Raw genomic sequence first — 17,501 nt, 5'->3', positions numbered from 1 at the left:
GCCGGACCCCCGAAATTGCAGGCTGTCCGAATCCCGGCCTTTCCTTCACCACCGGCGACACCCATATCCTATGGCTGTGATGGCATGGTTTAAGAAGGAACGGAAGCCCCGGACGTCCCAGCGCGAGCGGCTCGAGATTCCGCCGGACGCGTGGGAAAAGTGCGACGCCTGCGGCCACATCGACATCCGCGAGAAGTTCGAGAAGGCGCACAACGTGTGTCCGGAGTGCGGCCGACACCGGCGGATCAACGCCGAAGAGTACGTCGAGCTGCTCACCGATCCGGGCACCTGGCGCGAGCTGTACGGCGGTCTCCGTTCGGCCGATCCCCTGAAATTCGAGAGTTACGACGACCGGCTGTCGGCCGCCCGCAAGAAGGGCGGGGAGGCGGACGCCATCTACACCGGCACGGCCCGCCTGGATGGCCTGCCCATCAATCTCGGGGTCATGAATTTCAGCTTCATGGGCGGATCGATGGGGTCGGTGGTCGGGGAGAAGATTACCCGACTTACCCGGCGGTCCCAGGAAAAGAAGCTCCCACTGGTGATCGTCTCCGCCTCCGGCGGCGCCCGAATGCAGGAAGGCGTGCTCTCCCTGATGCAGATGGCCAAGACCTCCGCCGCCATCGCCCAGCTCCACCGCGACGGCATCCCCCACATCTCGATCCTCACCGATCCGACCACCGGCGGCGTCTCCGCCTCCTTCGCCATGCAGGGCGACGTGGTGCTGGCGGAGCCGGGCGCGCTGATCGGGTTTGCCGGGCAGCGGGTCATCAAGCAGACGATCGGCCAGGACCTGCCCGAGGGGTTCCAGACCGCGGAGTTCCTGCTGGAGCATGGGCAGATCGACGACGTCGTCCCCCGCGCCTCCCTCAGAGACACCACGGCGCGCCTGCTGCGGCACATGCAAGGACAGCGGCCCCACATCGAGCATGCCGAGTTGAGCTGACGGGAGCGGCCGAATGGCTCCGACGCCCCACTCCGGCACCGGGTGGGGCGTCGTCGTTATTGGTGCCCGCGCGTCCCGACGAGCCAGAATGCCGCTGACCTACGACCAAGCGCTCGAGTTCCTCTTTCCCCGGACCACCAGCATCAAATTCGGTCTGGCCAGCACCCGTGCGTTGCTCGACCACCTCGGGCGGCCCCAGGACCAGACCGCGGTCATCCACGTCGGCGGGACCAATGGGAAGGGGAGCGTGTCCACCCTGGTGGCGTCCGCCCTGCAGGAGGCCGGGTACCGGGTCGGGCTCTTCACCTCGCCCCACCTGGTCTCGTTCCGGGAGCGGATCCGGGTGAACGGGGTGCCGATCAGCGAGGCCGCGGTCGCGATGTGGACCGACTGCCTGCGCCCGCTCATCCTGGAGCGGAAGGCCACCTTCTTCGAGGCCAGCACCGCCATCGCCTTCGCCGACTTCGCGGCCAGGGGCGTGGACATCGTCGTGGCCGAGGTCGGGCTCGGCGGACGGCTCGACAGCACCAACGTGCTCCGGCCGCTGGTGAGCGCGCTGACCAAGATCGAGCGGGACCACATGAAGTACCTGGGCGACACGCTGGAAAAGATCGCCTGCGAGAAGGCGGGGATCGCCAAGCCGGGCGCGCCGTTCATCATCGGGGAGCGAGACCCGGCCCTGGTCGAGGTACTGCGGCGTGAGGCCAGGCGGGCGGTGGCGCGGATCGATCCCGCCGCGCCGGCCGACATCCGGGTGCTGCCTCCCGACTACGAGTGGACCGGCCCGCTGAGCCTGGTGGGGCCGCACCAGCGGCGGAACGCGGGAGTGGCCCACGCCGTCCTGATGGCGCTCCCCGCGAGGTACCGCCCGCCGATGGAGGCGGTGGAGCGTGGCTTCGAGTCCGCCCGGGTTCCCGGCCGGCTCGACCGCTACGGGAAGTGGCTGTTCGACGTGGCCCACAATCCGGACGGGATCCGGGCGTTGATCGCGGCGCTCGAGGTCATCCGGCCACCGCGGCCGCTGCACGCCCTGGTCTCCATTCTGGGCGACAAGGAATGGCCCGAGATGCTGGTCCAGCTCGATCGGGTGATCGACCGCGGCATTCTCACCGTCGCGCCCAGCGCCGCCGGCCGGGGGTGGAACACGCAATGGCTCCAGCGCTGGCTGCGCGATCGCGGGCGGCCGCCGGCCCGGGCGGCCTGGACGTTGGTGCCCGATTTCGGGGAAGCGCTGCATAAAGTGGAGGAATCCGCGGGCACCGTGCTGGTCACCGGCTCGTTCCACACCGTGGGCGACGTGATGACGGCGCGAGGGGTCGATGTGGGCTGAGACGGGCATGGCCCGGAGCGGAGGCCGTCACTATAATCCCCCCATGCAAACCAAGGCCCTGCCGGGATTTCGGGAATTTTACCCCGCCGATCTCGCATTGCGCTCCCATATCTTCCGCACCTGGCGCGCCGTGGCCGCCCGCTACGGCTTCGAGGAGTACGACGGGCCGCCGCTGGAGCCGCTCGAGCTCTACACCGCCAAGAGCGGCGATGAGATCGTGGGCCAGCTCTACAACTTCATCGACAAGGGCGGACGCGAAGTCGCCTTGCGGCCGGAGATGACGCCCACGCTGGCCCGCATGGTGGCAGCCCGGGCCAACGGGATGAAGAAGCCGATCCGGTGGTTCGCCATCCCCCAGCTCTTCCGCTACGAGCGGCAACAACGGGGGCGGCTTCGAGAGCACTTCCAGCTCAACTGCGATCTGATCGGCGAGCCGGGCCCGCTGGGCGACGCCGAGGTCATCGCGCTGGCGGTCGATGTCATGCGCGCGTTCGGGCTGGGCCCTCGGGACGTGCGCGTGCGGGTGTCGGATCGGCGGGTGCTGCGCACACTGCTGCTCGACGCGGGCGTCAGCGAGGCCCAGCTGGACACCGCCTACGGGGCGGTGGACAAGATCGAGCGGGTCGATCGGCCTGCGCTGGCCGCCCAGCTCGAGGCCGCCCGGTTTGCCTCCCCGGCGATCGACCGGGTGTTCGAGATCGCGGCGCTCAGGGGACTCCCGGCGGTCGAGGCCGCGCTGGCAGCGGCGCCGGGAGGAGAGGCGGCGGCGGCACCGCTCCGCGGGTTGGTCCAGGCGCTCGAGGCGATGGGGCTTGCCGACTTCCTCGAGGTCGATCTCACCATTGTGCGCGGTCTGGCGTACTACACCGGTACCGTCTTCGAGCTGTTCGACGCGGGCCGGAGCCTCCGTGCCATCTGTGGCGGCGGGCGCTACGACTCGCTGCTCCAGGCGCTTGCCGGCGTCGATCTCCCGGCCCAGGGCTTCGGCATGGGCGACGTGGTCCTGACCGAGTTGCTCAGGGATCGCGGCTTGTTGCCCGACACGGTGTCGAGCATCGATGCGTTTCTCGCCGGAGTGACCGAAGACGATCTGCCTCACGTCCTGGCCCTGGCCCACGACCTTCGGGATGCCGGACTCCGGGTGGAGTACGCGCTCAACGCCCAGGCGGTGGGCCGGCAGCTCAAGCTGGCCGACGCCCGGAATGCCCGGCTGGCCGTTGTCATCGGTCCGGACGACCGCGCCCGCGGCGAGGTGATGGTCAAGGACCTGGTCTCCAAGTCGCAGGGCGCGGTATCCCGCCAGGACGCGGTCGCGCACCTCCTCACCCACGTGACCACCGGTGCACCCCGTCATGGCTGAGAACAAGGCGCTCACTCCCCGCGCGGCCGATTTCAGCGCCTGGTACAACGAGCTCATCGCCCGGGCCGAGCTGGCCGACTACAGTCCGGTCCGCGGGTGCATGGTCATCCGGCCCAACGGCTACGCCATCTGGGAGCAGATGCAGCGCGCCCTGGACCAGATGTTCAAAGACACCGGGCACCAGAACGCCTACTTCCCACTCTTCATCCCCCAGAGCTTCCTCTCCCGCGAGGCGGCGCACGTCGAGGGCTTCGCGCCGGAGACGGCGGTGGTGACCCACGGTGGCGGCAAGGAGCTGGAGGAGCCGCTGGTGGTTCGGCCCACCTCCGAGACCATCATCTACGCGATGTACGCCAAGTGGATCCAGAGCTACCGGGATCTCCCGGTGCTGATCAACCAGTGGGCCAACGTGGTCCGCTGGGAGATGCGGACCCGGCTCTTTCTCCGGACCACCGAGTTCCTCTGGCAGGAGGGCCATACGGCGCATGCCACCGAGGCGGAGGCGGAGGAGGAGACCCTCCGGATGCTGGGGGTGTACCGGACCTTCATGGAAGAGTGGATGGCGATGCCGGTGGTGACCGGCCGGAAGACCGACAGCGAGCGGTTCGCGGGCGCGCTCCGCACCTACAGCTGCGAAGCGCTGATGCAGGACAACAAAGCGCTCCAGGCGGGCACCAGCCACAACCTCGGCCAGAACTTCGCCCGGGCATTCGAGGTGACCTTCCAGACCGCGGGCGGCGAGCTGGACCACGTCTGGAACACGTCATGGGGCGTGTCGACCCGCTTGGTGGGAGCGCTCATCATGACGCACGGTGACGACGCCGGTCTGGTATGCCCGCCGCGGCTGGCGCAGCACCAGGTGGTGATCGTGCCGATCTACCGGACCGATGAGGAGCGCGGCACCGTGCTCGAGGCCTCCGACCGGATGCGGAAGGAGCTGGCCGGCGCGGGCATCCGGGTGCATCTCGACGTCCGCGACGGGATGAAGCCCGGCGCCAAGTACTACGAGTGGGAGGGACGCGGTGCCCCGCTGCGCCTCGAGGTCGGTCCGCGGGACGTGGCGGCAAGCGCGGTCGTGCTCGCCCGGCGGACCGGGGGGAAGAAAGAGAACCTGCAGATGGCGGGGATCGCGGCCCAGGTGCACGAGATCATGAACCGGATGCAGAGCGATCTGCTGGAGACCGCCCGGGCGCGGCGGGAGGCGGCCAGCATCCGCGGGGCCACCAAGGCGCAGTTCCTGGCTCACATGGAGGCCAACGGCGGCTTCGTGTACGCCGGCTTCTGCGGCGACCCGGCCTGCGAGGCCGAGATCAAGGAGAAGACCAAGGCCACCATTCGGGTCCTGCCGGACGAGGAGTTCCGCTCGGCCGTGGCCCCGACCAGCTGCATGTGGTGCGGTCGCCCCAGCGTTACCGAGGCGGTGTGGGCGAAAGCGTACTGACCACCGACCTCCTGGCCGACGCCGGGCTCGCGAGAGAGGAGGGGACGCTCCGGCTGGGCGGCGTGGCGCTGGGCGAGATCGCCGCGGACGTGGGCACGCCGGTGTACGTCTACAATGCCGCCGCCATCCGCTCGCGCTACGCGGTCCTCGATCGGGCCCTGGCGGCCATTCCCCACCGCATCTGCTTCGCGGTCAAGGCCAACAGCACGCTCGGCGTGTTGCGGGTGCTGCGGGATGCGGGCGCCGGCGCCGATATCGTCTCCGGAGGCGAGATGGCGCGGGCACTGGCCGCGGGCTTTGCCCCGGACCGGATCGTCTTCAGCGGGGTGGGGAAGACCGATGCGGAGCTCCGCGGCGCAGTGCGGGCCCGGCTCGGCCATCTCAACGTGGAGTCGCGCGCGGAGCTCGAGCGGCTGTCGTGTATCGCCGCGGAGGAACGGATCCCGGTGTCGGTCGGGATCCGGGTGAACCCGGACATCACCACCGACACCCATCCCTACATCTCGACCGGGAAGAGCGGCATCAAGTTCGGTATCCCGGCCGACCAAGTCCTTGCGGCCGCGGAGCTGGTGGCCCGCCACCCGATGCTCGAGCTCACCACGCTGGCGATGCATCTGGGCAGCCAGCTCGCCGACACACTCCCCTTCCGCCAGGGAATCGGTCGCCTGCTGCAACTCGCCGAGGGGGTGAGAGCAGCAGGTATCGAGTCACTCCGGGTCATCGACATCGGCGGTGGGCTCGCCATCCGGTACGCCGACGAGCGCGTCATGGATCCGGAGCAGTTCGCCGCCGCGGTGGTCCCGCTCCTCCGCCCCAGCGGCTACACCGTCTACGTCGAGCCGGGCCGCTTCCTGGTGGGGAGTGCCGGCGTGCTGCTCACCGAGGTCATCTACCGGAAGCACTCGGGAGGCAAGGAGTTCGTGGTGGTGGATGCGGGGATGAACGACCTGGTCCGGCCCAGCCACTACCAGGCGTACCATGAGATCGTGGAGCTGCAATCCGCCGGGCGCTCCGCGGAGCGGGTGGACGTGGTGGGCCCGGTGTGTGAAACGGGTGATTTCCTGGCGCTCGACCGCGAGCTGCCTGGCGTGTTGGCCGGCGACCGGCTCGCGGTGCTCGGGGCCGGGGCCTACGGTTTCGTGATGGCGTCCAATTACAATAGCCGGCCTCGCCCCGCCGAGGTGATCGTAGACCGGGGACGCTGGTGGGTCGCCCGGCCGCGGGAGCGAGTGGACGAGCTGTTTCAGACGGAGAGGGTCGTACCGTGACCGTGCCGGCCCACCACGAAGGCATCCTGATCATCGACTTCGGCTCCCAGTACACCCAGTTGATCGCTCGGCGGGTGCGGGAGGCGCACGTCTACTGCGAGATCCATCCGCCGTCGCGCACGGTGGACTGGATCCGCCGGTGGAAGCCCAAGGGCATCATTCTCTCAGGCGGCCCGAACTCGGTCTACGGCGAGAGCGTTCCGACCGCCGACCCCGAGCTCCTGGAGCTCGGTACGCCGGTGCTGGGATTGTGTTATGGGATGCAGATCCTGGCCCAGCTCTCCGGTGGCAACGTCAAGCGGGCCGACCGGCGCGAGTACGGGCGCGCCAACGTCACGGTCGATGGCGGCAAGCTGTTTCAGGGGTTCGGCCGGGGTGAGGAGACTCCGGTGTGGATGAGCCACGGCGATCACGTGGACGTGGCGCCGCCCGGTTACCGGGTCACGGCGTCGAGTCGCAATTCGCCGGTGGCGGCGATCGAGCACGTGGAACGTCCGCTCTACGGCGTGCAGTTCCATCCCGAGGTCGCCCACACGCCGCGAGGCGGAGAGATCCTCAGCAACTTCCTGTTCGAGGTCTGCGGCTGCACCCCGGACTGGACGGCGGGACACTTCGTGGAGAGCGAGGTAGCCCGGGTGGCGGAGCTGGTCGGCCCCGACAAGCGGGTCATCTGCGGGCTCTCCGGCGGCGTCGATTCGTCGGTCGCGGCCGTGCTGGTGCACCGGGCCGTGGGTGACCGGCTCACCTGCATCTTCGTGGACCATGGGCTGCTCCGGATGCACGAGCGGGAGCAGGTGGAGTCGACCTTTCGCCGGCACTTGGGCATCGATCTCCGGGTGGTGGACGCCAGCGCGGAGTTCCTGGCGCGGCTGGCCGGGATCACCGACCCGGAGGAGAAGCGGCGCCGGATCGGGCACACCTTCATCGACGTGTTCGAGCGCGAGGCTCGCTCGGTGGGTCCGGGAGCCGGTTTCCTCGTGCAGGGGACGCTGTATCCCGACGTGATCGAGTCCCTCTCTCCCCTGGGCGGGCCGTCGGTCACCATCAAGACCCATCACAACGTCGGTGGGCTGCCCGAGCGGCTGCCGTTTCAATTGCTGGAGCCGCTCAGGGAGCTGTTCAAGGACGAGGTGCGCCAGGTGGGCCGAGAGCTGGGTTTGCCCGAGGAGATGGTGGGGCGGCACCCGTTTCCGGGGCCGGGACTCGCCATCCGGATCCTGGGCGAGGTCACACCCGAGAACCTCACCATCCTCCGGCGGGCCGACCAGGTGTACATCGAGGAGATCCGCGCCGCCGGTCTGTACGACGACATCTGGCAGGCGTTCGCCGTGCTGCTCCCGATCCGCTCGGTCGGGGTGCAGGGCGACGGCCGCACCTACGACCAGGTGATCGCATTGCGGGCGGTCACCAGCCGGGACGGAATGACGGCGGACTGGTTTCCGTTCCCGCCCGACGTGCTGGCCCGGGTGTCGAACCGGATCGCCAACGAGGTGGATGGGGTGAACCGGGTGGTGTACGACGTGAGCTCGAAGCCGCCGGCGACGATCGAGTGGGAGTGAGCTACTCGCGAACTCGATAGCACGCTCCCCAGTAATACGCGAACTCCGTCACCCGCAGACTTGCCGCCCTCGGCAACAGCGCCGCCTCCAGCTCGGCTCGGTCGGGAAAGTTCTTCAGCACCTCGTATTCGGTGCCGTCGGCGAGTCGGCGCCGCTGGTAGGTATTACCGGCGGCGTCGCGGCGGGAAAGGGGCGTGCTGCTGCCGGCGACGTAGCGATTGTCCAGAAATAGGACCGTCGCGCCAGCGCCGAGTCGCTGATGCAGGCCGAGGAGAAAGGCGCTCTGCCGCTCGAGCGGCACGTGTGACCACCAGAAGGCCGCGAAGCCGGCGGTAAAGTTCCCGGGCACACGATCGAGGGCGTAGGCATCGGCCTGGACGAAGCTCACCCGGCCTGCAGGGTAGTGCTTCCGCCGGGCGAGCGCGAGCACCTCGGAGCTCGCGTCGGTCGCGACGATCGCTTCGGCACCGGGAGCCGTTTCGGCGGTCCAGTAGCCAGTGCCGCAGGCCGCCTCGAGGATGCGGTGACCAGCCAGGGCCTCTCGCAACCAGGCGCGCACGCCTGACAGGTCGGCCTGCCGCTCGGGTTTGGCGTAGATCTGCTCGTACTCTTCCGCCCGACGCCCGTAGTAGGCGATCAGGTTCTCGCGGGCCAAGACTTCTCCAGGATTCGCCATCATCTCACCCGCATGCCGAGCGTCTTGTCCCAGTGCAGGGGCTTGGCCGCCCGGGCGAGCGGACTCTCCGGGACCTGGCCCACCGAGACGCCGTATTTCCAGTCCGGCGGGCAGATGGCGATGAAGCGGGCGTACCCGCCCACGCCTCCCTGGAACTTGGGAAATCCTATCGCCACCAGGGCCCCCACTTCCGGCACCTGGTCGAGATTGGCCACACCTTCCGCCTGAGTGTAGCCGTGCTGCAGCAGCCAGGCCTCTCCCTCGAGCGTGGCCGTCGTATCGGTGTCGAGCGGCTCGTGCCCGTGGAGCAGGATGTGACGCTCCTCGTGGAGGAACTTGAGCGCGGCCAGCGAGACGCCCGGAAAGGGACTCCGGCTCTCGAGCTTGGGATCGGACCAGTCCTTCGACCAGCCTGACCGGATGAACACCACGGACCCCTCCGGAATCCTGCCGTGGGCCGCCTCCCAGCCGTGGATGTCATCGACCGAGAGGTGGTACCCGGGCTGCTTCGCGACCTGCTCCACGATCGATATCACCACCAGCGGACGAACGGCGAACGTCGGCGGCAGCTCGTCGATCGCGGGATAGTCGGGGCTCCAATGCGCCGGCGGATCGAGCTGGGTGCCGAGCTGGTCCGTGGGCAGCACGTATCGTGTCGCCTCGAACCCGTCCTTGGCCCAGGTGTAGGGGACCTTGGTCTTGGGATCGACCGCGGGTCCGAAGACGGCAGGCTCGAAGCCCGGCCACAAGGGGATCGACGGCGTGATCGCGTGTGTCAGGTCGACGTACTTCGCGGTCTTGAGCGCGCCCTGGTATACCCGCCAGAGCGGCGGGGTGGCATCGCGAGAGGGAGTGGCATCGCGAGAGGGAGACGCGCATCCCGCGGAGAGTGCCCCGAACAAGAGGAGGCCGAGCCGAGTCATCGAGCGGCGGAGAGCAGCTCGTGGCTCTGGCGTATGGTGGCGAACTCGGAGTGCAGACTTGTCAGGGCGGCCTGGTGCATCTGTTCGGCATCGAACGAGGTGCCGTCATAACTCACCCGATCGAATGTGGCCGTTGCATCGGCAACGACGGTCACCGCAAAGCCGAGATTGGCGGCCATGCGCGCCGATGTGCTCACGCAGTGATCGGTGGTGAGCCCCACCATCACCAGGTCCTGAATGTCGCGGCGACGCAGGTACGCCTCGAGCTCGGTGCCGATGAACGCGCTGTTGACCTCCTTCTGGAACACGGGCTCGTCCGTGCGCGGCGTCGCCTCGGCCTTGAACGCGTTGCCGCGACGCTCCGGGCGGAACGGCGAGTCTGGCTCGCGCGACATGTGCTGAACGTGGATGACCGGACGCCGCGCGTCACGCCAGGCGGCCAGCAGGCTGGCAATCCGCTGTTCGGCATCGGCATTGTTGCGCGGGCCCAGCCGGGGCTCGTCGAACCCCTGCTGAACGTCGATCAGGATCAGGGCCGCATTCACCGGGAGGGTCACCATCGCTCCTGCATGAGAGGGGTCGTCGTTCGGCGCCGCCCAGGCTGTGGCCTCAGGCTCGTTCAGGCCGGAGGCTCTCCGACCCGTGCCAACCAATAGCTCCGCAGTGCCTCGGATACGCTACGGCGCTCATGCTCGGCCAGGGTGGCCGTTCCAGCCTTCCATCGCAAGTACGCTACCACCGCGGCAGCCTCGGTGAAAGGGATCGGAGCGAAATGCTCCTGTTGCACATCCCACCACGTGCGCTCGGCGGCCCCAGGCACGCTGACCGGTCGCTGACGGGTTGAAGGCCCGGCCTATGAGCGTCTTGACGTCGTCCGCGGTGGGAATCAAGCCTGGTCGCGCAGCGGGCGCTGCATGATGCTAGGCTCCGCGCTCAAGGTACGCCTGCCACGGATGCCAGTATCGAACGGGCCATCCCGAAACCAGGTTCTGATAGAGCTTGTCGGGCACATTCGCCTGGGTGAGCTCCACCCGGGTGCCCGCGGCTTCGGGCCAGAAGGAGAGGACCAGGATGGAATCCAGATCGTCCTCCGCCCATTCGAAGCTGCGCCAGCTCTGGACGATGAGCCGGTCGGGGACGAGTGCCAGGATACGTCCGTGGATCCGGCCGTCGAAGGCGGACCAATCGGTGCCCGGGGTGGCTGCGATTCGAGCCGCTCCGCCGCCGGTGAAGGCGGCGTGCTGCTCCGGATCCAGGTACATCCCATAGAGCGACCGTGGCGGCGCCGGAAGTGCGACCACTTGTTCCACGACTCTGGGCATGGCTCACTCCTCCTGCGGCAGCTCCGGCGCGCGCGCCTGTCGCGCGAGCAGGCGCTCGGTGAAATCCTGCCGCTCCTGCAGCTCGGCCAGCTGGCCACGCGCCTCCTCCAGCGAGAGGACCCGGGTGCGCAGCTCTTCCAGCTCCTGAGCCTCGGCCGGCGCGAGCGGACGCTGGCCCTCGATACGGGCCGCCAGTGCCCGCCCGATCGGGCCACGGAGAACCACGATCGTCCCGATGATGGCGCTCAGGGTGATGAGGAACTGTTCGAAGGGCATGCCGGCGTTCATCGCTGCACCTCCCTTGGAAAGACCTGTCCGCCTGGCGCCTTCGAGGAGCCTGGAGAGACTCTCAGGGCCGAGCGAACACGGCGCCGTGGGGCACGGCCGGGCCGGTGGCCCCGTGGGGCCACCGGTCGCGACCGAAGTCGACACCGGGCCGCGCGGCGCCAGGAGCCTTGAACGTGGTATCGAGCTGCAGGCTGCCGGTTGCCCGGTCGAGGTTGGCCAGGAGGACCCAGCGTTCGAGATCTCGATACCCGGTGATCACGACACGATCACCCGACGGCTCGAGCGCGATCCAGTGCGGGACCTGGTCCGGACCGAGGGTCAGCCGGCTGACTTCCCTGGGATGCGAAGGGTCGGAAATGTCGAGGCTCAATATCGCGTGCTCCATGCCGCTGGTCTGCAGCCAGAAGTGTCCGGCGACGACCGGGACCGCGCAGTTCAGTCCTTTCGCCCAGGGTGTGGAGTACACCCATTCCGCCGAGGGGGAGTCGCCGTCGAGACCGCGCAGCCGGTAGAGCCCGCAGGTGAAGGTATTGACCAGCACCGTGCGGCCGTCCGCCAGGACGCGCGGCTCGGCGGTGAGCCAATTCTCCTCACCCCGCGGGCCCGGCGGCAGCAAGAGCGTGTGCAGCAGCGCCAGATCGGACAGCCGCCAGATCTGAACCGCCCGGCTCCGCACTTCCAGGTGCATGTCCGTGGCGGTGGTGAGCACGCGATCGAGAGCGGGCACGACGGCAAGGCTATAGGGCCGGATCGTCGAGTCCACGGTCGGGGCGGCGGCCGATGCGAAACGTACGACTCGACCGGCGGAGTCGAGCTCCACCAGGCCGCCGGTGGCGGCCATTCCCGAATCGACCCGATGCTGGAACGTTGCCAGGACGTTCCCGCCAGGGAGTCGTGCAAAGCTGTGAGGATGGCTGAATGGGCCCGCGTCGGCAAACGAGCCGGCGACGAGCGGCCGGGCGGGATCACGCAGGTCGAGCCGGAACGTCCGGCCTGCGGCAAAGCCATTGGCCCAGAGCACCCCCGCCGTGGGCATCTCGTATTCGGTGTGGTGCGGGCGCGTTCCCAGCGCTCCGACCGGTAAAGTCGTGAGCACCTCGGCATAGGTGGGGCTCCGGCGGTCAATGTCCACTACCGCCAGGAAGTCACTCTGCTGCTTGTCGGAGTCGCCCGCCCAGACGAAGAGATAGCGGCTGTTAGCGGGCTTCGGTGAGACAACGGGACTCGACCCACTCGCCCGGCACCCGGCGATCACGAGCGTCACAATTAGAAGACGATGATCCACGACTTTCCCCATCGGGTCGAGGATGTGTCCACCGGCTCAGTCGACAATGAACAGCGTCGCTCCCGTCGTGGTGTGCGAGCGATGCGGCTCCGCCTCGTCCGCCACCTGATAGCTCATGCCCGGCGTGAGGCGAAATGTCCGCCCATCCGCCAGCTCGGTCTCCAGCTCGCCCGCCACACAAAATAGAATGTGGCCCTTCCGGCACCAATGATCCGCTCGATACCCCGGTGAGTATTCCACTAGTCGTACCCTGACCGTCCCGAACTGCCGCGTGCGCCACCGCGAGAACCCGACCTCACCGGCGTGTTCGGTGGAGTCGATCTGCTGCCAATCGGTGATGCCGAAGGGGATATCGGTCAGCCGCATGGACGTCGCTGCTTCATCGAGGGCCGCGTCGTTCAGGTCCGAGGCTGCTGATAGAGCCCGACCACGTTCCCGCCGGGGTCGGCGAACGTGGCAAAGGCCTCACCGGCGGCGTGGAGCGGCGTCAGCGGCGTAACCACCGTGCCGCCCGCGGCAGTGACCTGGCCCAGCGCCTGCTCGATGCTGTCGACCATGATGTAAGTGAGCATGCCAGGTTGACGCTGGGGTGGACGGCCGAGCACCCAGGATCCGCTCACGGCGCCGGTCGAGTCGTCAAATGCCCGCTGACCGTCGCCGCGAATCCGGACGGTCCAGCCGAATACCTCGACGTAGAAGCGGGCAGAGCGCTCGACATCGTCACTGGGGATCTCGACGTAACAGATCTTTCCATTCGACACGATGAGCCCCTGGGTGGTGCCGCCCGCGATCTCGCGGTGGCGTCTCTAGGCTAGGTATCTCGATGAACGGTGGCCGGGGCAAAGGCGGGTAGGCACACGGCCACGTACTCCGCACCCTCCGGATCGGGCGTGCTATAACGTACCCACTCCCCGGGCGAGGTCACGACGGCCTGTCCCGCGCGGACCTCGAGAACGCCGCCATCATGCTCGATCCGGAGTCGGCCGCGCAGCACCAACGTGATCTCTTCGAACTCGGGGCGTTGCCCGGGCTCCTGCCACCCGCCGGGAGAGACCATCCGGGCGACGCTGACGCCGGTATGGCCGGAGTTCACGCGCCCGGCGTATTCCTCGATCCGCTTGGGTTTGTTCCCGGCGGCCTGGATCACTGTCGGCTGTGCGATCAATCTCGGCATTTTCTTCTGGTCACCAGGTCGTCATGCGCGGGACGTCAGGTAGGGGCACGGCGGCCGCGGACGGTCCATGCCCGCGCGCTCAGCTGAATCTGACCGCCCGTGCCTCTGGGTAAGCGCGCACGGAGACGCTCGCGCAGCGCAACTCGATGCGGGCCGCTCAGGGACGCCGCGTAGGCCGGGGCGGGCCCCTGTGCCCCCAGAAACGGATCCCAATAGTCCTCGAAGTCGTGGAACAGTGTGGGAACTTGGACGGCCGAGCTCTGCACCTCCACCAGACCCGCCTCCTGCCACAACCGGGTGAGCTCCCGGGGCTCACAGACAGGGAAGCGACCGCCTTCGTCAAGCGACGCTGCCGTGGAGTCGAGCTCGACGGCCGTATCCCAGAAGAACCGTAGGAGCTCCATGCCGCCTGCGTAGTCCCAGACGTAGGCCGCCACCGTCCCGCCCACCCGCGCCACACGGACCATCTCGAGCACTCCGGCAGCCGGTACCGGCAGGAAGTTCAGAAGCAGGCCAGACACCACGGTGTGCGCCACACCTGGACGTATCGGCAGCCGCGTGGCATCCGCGGCCACCAATCGGACGGGTGCGTCGGCCCGTTGCCGTGCGTAGGTCACATAGGCCGTCGACCGGTCCGTGGCGAGGACCAGGCCAGGCGCTGTCATTTCCGTGATCGTGCGCGTCAGGGCGCCGGTGCCACAGCCCATCTCGAGCCAGCACTCCCCACCTCGCGGGCCAAGCCAGCGGAGGAACTCATGGGCGATCCGCCCGCTCCACCGTCCCATGAACGGGTCATAGGCCGCGCCGCTGACCCACGACTCCAATCGCGGCTGAGTGTCCATGTCTTTCTCTCGAGTCCGTCGGCGGCTTCACGGCGTAGCGGTAGGTGCGCGCACGCACCCGGCATATCCAACCAGAAAGATCCCGTAGATCGCGACGGTAGACCATCCCAAGCCGTTCACCAGCCCGCCCAGTACCGCCATCAGTGCCACCACTGCGCCGGCCACGGAGCCAGCGACTCCCTCGAGCGCCATCGCACGCTGCACACTTCCTTGCGCGATCTCGCGGGTCAGGTAGAGCAGCAATCCCAGATGAAAGAGGGCGACTCCGAAGAAGCGGGATATCAGCACGGTGGCCGGGTCTGGAGACACGCCATACAACGGAAGCACGGTGGCAGGCACGAGCAGAAAACTGAGACCAAACGTCAGGCCCAGGATGCCGCCGGCGAGAAATACGGTGCTCGGGCGCATGGAGATCTCCTTGTGAGGAGGGTGGAACCTCGCCGAATCCCGCATCGAGAAACGAGGCGTCAGCGCCGCTCCGGCTTCGCCTCAGCCGCACGCTTCGTCCACTGCCACAGCCCGTCAGTCGCCGCTGAGGGCAACCGATAGCCGGCTGCCCGCGCCACCAGGACGATCTGGCCGCGGTGGTGCGCCTCGTGAGCGACGAAATAGGTCAAGACGTGCCCGACATCGAGGGGTAGATTGCGCCAGACATAGGTCGAAGTCGCCGGAATCATTCCGCCATGCTCACAGCCGAGAGTGAGGAGGCGGAGGATGCCTCGCCCACTCCGCTCCAGTGCCGGGATCAATTCCTTACGCCCGACACGCCGCCGGTCGACACTGCGCGGCACGGTGACCCCGAGCTCCTGACCCAAGGTCTTGATCCACCTGCAGCGCGCATTGTGAATGTGGCCCGCGATCATCCGGATGTTTCGACGGGGCGCCCCGGGAATGGTAGTTGCCCACAGCCCCGGCGGCAGGTGCTCGACGAGGAAGACCATCACCTGATTGTTGGTGCGCCAGGCGTCGAGGATCGTATCCCAAGGATCAGGGATCACATCGGCCCGGCGTGTCACCAAAGGTTGCGCGGCCATTCTCAGCCTTCCAGCTCGGCTACTGTCCTGGATCACCGCGAGCCCTTTACTCGTAATAGACCTGTGCCCTTGCTCGCCCGGCGGGTAGCGCCTGACGAGTCAATGTATGACCGCTTGCCTCGATCTTTCCACCCAAGGAGCGCCGCTAACGCACACCCTGGCTGCTATCGGCTCGGCTCGCGAGCGTCCGTGGGGTCGGTCGGCGGAGCTCCTTGGCGATTGAATCGCCGGTCTCGGATCGTGCGGCCGGAAATCGCGCCGCGACCGTCCAGCACGTGGTGGCTGAGCGAAATGAGCAGTCTGGCCCGGTGCGTACGTGAGTTGACGCAGTCTGGGCGCTGGCCGCGCACCCGCCAAGAAGGGTCGCAGCCAGCATGGCCGGCAGAAACCGAGTCAGGCTGGTCAAGATGGTACCTCCCGTGGGGCTTGTGCCTTGGCGCGCCCTGGCTTCCTTCAGCGGGCAACGCAGGCGATCATAGCTGGAAACGCTCATCCCACGCTCGCGGGTCAGGCCGGACGGCCGGATGAGATCGTGAGCTTGAACCCGTCTGGGTCCTGCAGACGGAACATGCGCGTTCCCCACGGTGAGTCCGTGGGCCCAAGAGCGAGAGCGCCACCGCGTGCCTGAATGCGTCCCGCGATCTCATCGACGTTCTGTTCCGTCGTGATCTGCAGCGAGATCCCCTCGCCCTTGGTGCGGTCCCATCCCTTGGCTCCGTCATCCTGGCCGATCAGCAGTCGTACATTCCCGCCCCGGAGCGCGACCGCTATGAGCTTGCCCTCGCGCTCGTACCTTCGGTCGATCGCGAATCCGAGGACGTCATGGTACCACGCCAGGCTCTTCTCGAGGTCCCTCACTGTCAGTGAAGCCTCGAGGCTGCGGCCGTGGAACGTGCCCGTGTCGCCCTGCGCGGCCGTATCTGATTCTGGGATTGGTGCAACGCTCATGTGAATCTCCGCCGTGTACTTCGCCGGTGCGACGCTCAGCTCCGTTCCTGGACCAGCGTCCAGGCCCACCCCAGCAAGGTCGCTACCAGAAAGGGATAGCCGAAGAACGGGAGGGGCGACGAGGTGGGCAACAGCGCGTCGCCGGAATAGATGCGAGCTGACGTGATCGCGAACAGACAGGCCGCCGCTCCGCCCAACAGACGCAGCCACGGCGGCAATTGTCGCGGCGCGCTGATGAGGGCCAGAGCCGCTGCCCACAACGCCGTGCCGGCGGCAAACGCCGGGACGCTGGCACTCGGGCCGGCGGCCGTTCCCGACAGCAGGACGCCCTCGCCAATCGCGAATACCAGGAAGCCGGCGGCCACGATATCCGCCCCGGCGCGGAAGTACTTCACCGCCAGCAGGCTGGTGGCGATCACCAGGCCAACGCTATCGATTGCCCACAAGCTCGCCTGCAGGTAGGGCGAGGCGACGAGCGTCCCGGCAAGCCCGAACGCAGCGCCGACGAAGAGACCCACTGCTGCGATCCGGTTGAGGACGGGCTCGGACGCTGCGCTCATGGCGACAGAAAGCGGTGCATGATGAATACGTCTGTCAGTCCACGTTCGGAATGCCGAAAAGCAGCCGGGACCTGCCCGACGATGCTGAAGCCGCAGCGCTGCCAGAGTCGAACGGCACCTTCGTTGGAGCTTACCACGAAATTGAATTGCATGGCAGTGAACCCGGCACCGCGCGCAGTCTCGATCGAGTGCTCGCAGAGCGTGCCGGCAATTCCTTGGCCTCGTGCCCCAGGTGCCACCATATATCCGGCGTTGGCGACGTGGTTTCCCAGCCCCGGCTGATTCGGACGCAACGTGTACGTCGCGACGACGGTGCCATCCAGTTCGGCTAAGAAGGCACGCGCCGGAGGCGCAGTCCAGGTTGTCCGAGCCTCGTCGATGGTCAGGTGGGGTGAGTAGGCGTAGGTATCTCCGCTCGAGATGACGGCGTGAAAGACAGGCCAGACGAGGTCAAACTCATCGGGCCGGATTTCACGAACCGTCAGAGATCGTTGCGGATGCATGCTCGTCTCGCGGGGATGGTCTCGAAGTCGGCCGTGGGATCG

At 67.8% G+C, this 17,501-nt stretch carries 21 protein-coding genes; 6 read left to right on the top strand and 15 right to left on the bottom strand.

Annotation, left to right across the window (positions count from 1 at the left end):
* Nucleotides 1-79: 79 nt before the first annotated feature.
* From accD to guaA, 6 genes are all read left to right on the top strand, one after another.
* The gene (gene accD / locus VHR41_10395) at nucleotides 80-946 is read left to right on the top strand and encodes an acetyl-CoA carboxylase, carboxyltransferase subunit beta (GenBank protein ID HEX3234595.1); all 867 of its coding nucleotides are present in this window, start codon (nucleotides 80-82) and stop codon (nucleotides 944-946) included.
* An 88-nt stretch (nucleotides 947-1,034) separates the two neighbouring features.
* The gene (locus VHR41_10390) at nucleotides 1,035-2,276 is read left to right on the top strand and encodes a folylpolyglutamate synthase/dihydrofolate synthase family protein (GenBank protein ID HEX3234594.1); all 1,242 of its coding nucleotides are present in this window, start codon (nucleotides 1,035-1,037) and stop codon (nucleotides 2,274-2,276) included.
* Nucleotides 2,277-2,319: 43 nt separating this feature from the next.
* Nucleotides 2,320-3,636: a histidine--tRNA ligase gene (gene hisS / locus VHR41_10385; protein ID HEX3234593.1), complete on the top strand. Its 1,317-nt coding sequence runs from the start codon at nucleotides 2,320-2,322 to the stop codon at nucleotides 3,634-3,636.
* Nucleotides 3,629-5,077 (top strand): proline--tRNA ligase, encoded by a 1,449-nt coding sequence (proS, locus tag VHR41_10380; protein ID HEX3234592.1) that lies wholly within the window; start codon nucleotides 3,629-3,631, stop codon nucleotides 5,075-5,077. The genes hisS and proS overlap by 8 nt, the downstream gene beginning before the upstream one ends.
* A complete protein-coding gene (lysA, locus tag VHR41_10375; GenBank protein ID HEX3234591.1) occupies nucleotides 5,059-6,345 on the top strand; it encodes a diaminopimelate decarboxylase in 1,287 nt (428 codons plus the stop codon). The genes proS and lysA overlap by 19 nt, the downstream gene beginning before the upstream one ends.
* Complete coding sequence (gene guaA / locus VHR41_10370) at nucleotides 6,342-7,904, top strand: glutamine-hydrolyzing GMP synthase (GenBank protein ID HEX3234590.1); 1,563 nt, start codon at nucleotides 6,342-6,344, stop codon at nucleotides 7,902-7,904. The genes lysA and guaA overlap by 4 nt, the downstream gene beginning before the upstream one ends.
* 1 nt (nucleotide 7,905) lies before the next feature.
* Here the strand turns inward: guaA and VHR41_10365 are convergent, their stop codons facing one another.
* The 15 genes from VHR41_10365 to VHR41_10295 all read right to left on the bottom strand — a co-directional run bounded on the left by VHR41_10365 (nucleotide 7,906) and on the right by VHR41_10295 (nucleotide 17,459).
* The gene (locus VHR41_10365; protein HEX3234589.1) at nucleotides 7,906-8,559 is read right to left on the bottom strand and encodes a methyltransferase domain-containing protein; all 654 of its coding nucleotides are present in this window, start codon (nucleotides 8,557-8,559) and stop codon (nucleotides 7,906-7,908) included.
* 20 nt (nucleotides 8,560-8,579) lie between these two features.
* On the bottom strand, nucleotides 8,580-9,503 hold the full coding sequence (locus tag VHR41_10360; protein ID HEX3234588.1) for a cyclase family protein: 924 nt from the start codon (nucleotides 9,501-9,503) through the stop codon (nucleotides 8,580-8,582).
* Complete coding sequence (locus VHR41_10355) at nucleotides 9,500-10,048, bottom strand: cysteine hydrolase family protein (protein HEX3234587.1); 549 nt, start codon at nucleotides 10,046-10,048, stop codon at nucleotides 9,500-9,502. The genes VHR41_10360 and VHR41_10355 overlap by 4 nt, the downstream gene beginning before the upstream one ends.
* A 375-nt stretch (nucleotides 10,049-10,423) precedes the next feature.
* A complete protein-coding gene (locus VHR41_10350; protein ID HEX3234586.1) occupies nucleotides 10,424-10,825 on the bottom strand; it encodes an SRPBCC domain-containing protein in 402 nt (133 codons plus the stop codon).
* Between the two features lie 3 nt (nucleotides 10,826-10,828).
* Nucleotides 10,829-11,113, bottom strand: a complete 285-nt coding sequence (locus VHR41_10345) for a hypothetical protein (protein ID HEX3234585.1) — start codon at nucleotides 11,111-11,113, stop codon at nucleotides 10,829-10,831.
* A gap of 61 nt (nucleotides 11,114-11,174) precedes the next feature.
* Nucleotides 11,175-12,377: a hypothetical protein gene (locus tag VHR41_10340; protein ID HEX3234584.1), complete on the bottom strand. Its 1,203-nt coding sequence runs from the start codon at nucleotides 12,375-12,377 to the stop codon at nucleotides 11,175-11,177.
* A gap of 57 nt (nucleotides 12,378-12,434) precedes the next feature.
* On the bottom strand, nucleotides 12,435-12,764 hold the full coding sequence (locus tag VHR41_10335; GenBank protein ID HEX3234583.1) for a DHCW motif cupin fold protein: 330 nt from the start codon (nucleotides 12,762-12,764) through the stop codon (nucleotides 12,435-12,437).
* A gap of 32 nt (nucleotides 12,765-12,796) precedes the next feature.
* Entirely contained in the window at nucleotides 12,797-13,159 is a 363-nt protein-coding gene (locus VHR41_10330) for a VOC family protein (protein HEX3234582.1), read from the bottom strand.
* 50 nt (nucleotides 13,160-13,209) lie between these two features.
* On the bottom strand, nucleotides 13,210-13,572 hold the full coding sequence (locus VHR41_10325; GenBank protein ID HEX3234581.1) for a cupin domain-containing protein: 363 nt from the start codon (nucleotides 13,570-13,572) through the stop codon (nucleotides 13,210-13,212).
* Nucleotides 13,573-13,607: 35 nt separating this feature from the next.
* A complete protein-coding gene (locus VHR41_10320; GenBank protein ID HEX3234580.1) occupies nucleotides 13,608-14,414 on the bottom strand; it encodes a methyltransferase domain-containing protein in 807 nt (268 codons plus the stop codon).
* Nucleotides 14,415-14,441: 27 nt separating this feature from the next.
* On the bottom strand, nucleotides 14,442-14,822 hold the full coding sequence (locus VHR41_10315) for a hypothetical protein (protein HEX3234579.1): 381 nt from the start codon (nucleotides 14,820-14,822) through the stop codon (nucleotides 14,442-14,444).
* 59 nt (nucleotides 14,823-14,881) lie between these two features.
* On the bottom strand, nucleotides 14,882-15,412 hold the full coding sequence (locus VHR41_10310; protein HEX3234578.1) for a DinB family protein: 531 nt from the start codon (nucleotides 15,410-15,412) through the stop codon (nucleotides 14,882-14,884).
* A gap of 543 nt (nucleotides 15,413-15,955) precedes the next feature.
* A complete protein-coding gene (locus VHR41_10305; protein ID HEX3234577.1) occupies nucleotides 15,956-16,396 on the bottom strand; it encodes a VOC family protein in 441 nt (146 codons plus the stop codon).
* Nucleotides 16,397-16,431: 35 nt separating this feature from the next.
* On the bottom strand, nucleotides 16,432-16,914 hold the full coding sequence (locus tag VHR41_10300) for a hypothetical protein (protein ID HEX3234576.1): 483 nt from the start codon (nucleotides 16,912-16,914) through the stop codon (nucleotides 16,432-16,434).
* A 38-nt stretch (nucleotides 16,915-16,952) separates the two neighbouring features.
* Nucleotides 16,953-17,459: a GNAT family N-acetyltransferase gene (locus VHR41_10295; protein ID HEX3234575.1), complete on the bottom strand. Its 507-nt coding sequence runs from the start codon at nucleotides 17,457-17,459 to the stop codon at nucleotides 16,953-16,955.
* Nucleotides 17,460-17,501: the final 42 nt, after the last annotated feature.

The sequence above is a fragment of the Gemmatimonadales bacterium genome (assembly GCA_036265815.1).
Classification (GTDB): domain Bacteria; phylum Gemmatimonadota; class Gemmatimonadetes; order Gemmatimonadales; family GWC2-71-9; genus CAVVWJ01.
Note: the sequence above shows the minus strand (reverse complement) of the source record. Positions and strands in the feature narration are given on the sequence as shown.

Excerpts from the sequence above, each read along its gene's own strand:
- VHR41_10295 (HEX3234575.1), bottom strand. The coding sequence starts at position 17,459 with ATGCATCCGCAACGATCTCTGACGGTTCGTGAAATCCGGCCCGATGAG.
- VHR41_10335 (HEX3234583.1), bottom strand. The coding sequence starts at position 12,764 with ATGCGGCTGACCGATATCCCCTTCGGCATCACCGATTGGCAGCAGATC.
- proS (HEX3234592.1), top strand. The coding sequence starts at position 3,629 with ATGGCTGAGAACAAGGCGCTCACTCCCCGCGCGGCCGATTTCAGCGCC.
- VHR41_10360 (HEX3234588.1), bottom strand. The coding sequence starts at position 9,503 with ATGACTCGGCTCGGCCTCCTCTTGTTCGGGGCACTCTCCGCGGGATGC.
- VHR41_10305 (HEX3234577.1), bottom strand. The coding sequence starts at position 16,396 with ATGAGCGTTGCACCAATCCCAGAATCAGATACGGCCGCGCAGGGCGAC.
- VHR41_10320 (HEX3234580.1), bottom strand. The coding sequence starts at position 14,414 with ATGGACACTCAGCCGCGATTGGAGTCGTGGGTCAGCGGCGCGGCCTAT.
- VHR41_10350 (HEX3234586.1), bottom strand. The coding sequence starts at position 10,825 with ATGCCCAGAGTCGTGGAACAAGTGGTCGCACTTCCGGCGCCGCCACGG.
- VHR41_10345 (HEX3234585.1), bottom strand. The coding sequence starts at position 11,113 with ATGAACGCCGGCATGCCCTTCGAACAGTTCCTCATCACCCTGAGCGCC.
- VHR41_10315 (HEX3234579.1), bottom strand. The coding sequence starts at position 14,822 with ATGCGCCCGAGCACCGTATTTCTCGCCGGCGGCATCCTGGGCCTGACG.
- accD (HEX3234595.1), top strand. The coding sequence starts at position 80 with ATGGCATGGTTTAAGAAGGAACGGAAGCCCCGGACGTCCCAGCGCGAG.
- VHR41_10390 (HEX3234594.1), top strand. The coding sequence starts at position 1,035 with ATGCCGCTGACCTACGACCAAGCGCTCGAGTTCCTCTTTCCCCGGACC.
- VHR41_10325 (HEX3234581.1), bottom strand. The coding sequence starts at position 13,572 with ATGCCGAGATTGATCGCACAGCCGACAGTGATCCAGGCCGCCGGGAAC.
- hisS (HEX3234593.1), top strand. The coding sequence starts at position 2,320 with ATGCAAACCAAGGCCCTGCCGGGATTTCGGGAATTTTACCCCGCCGAT.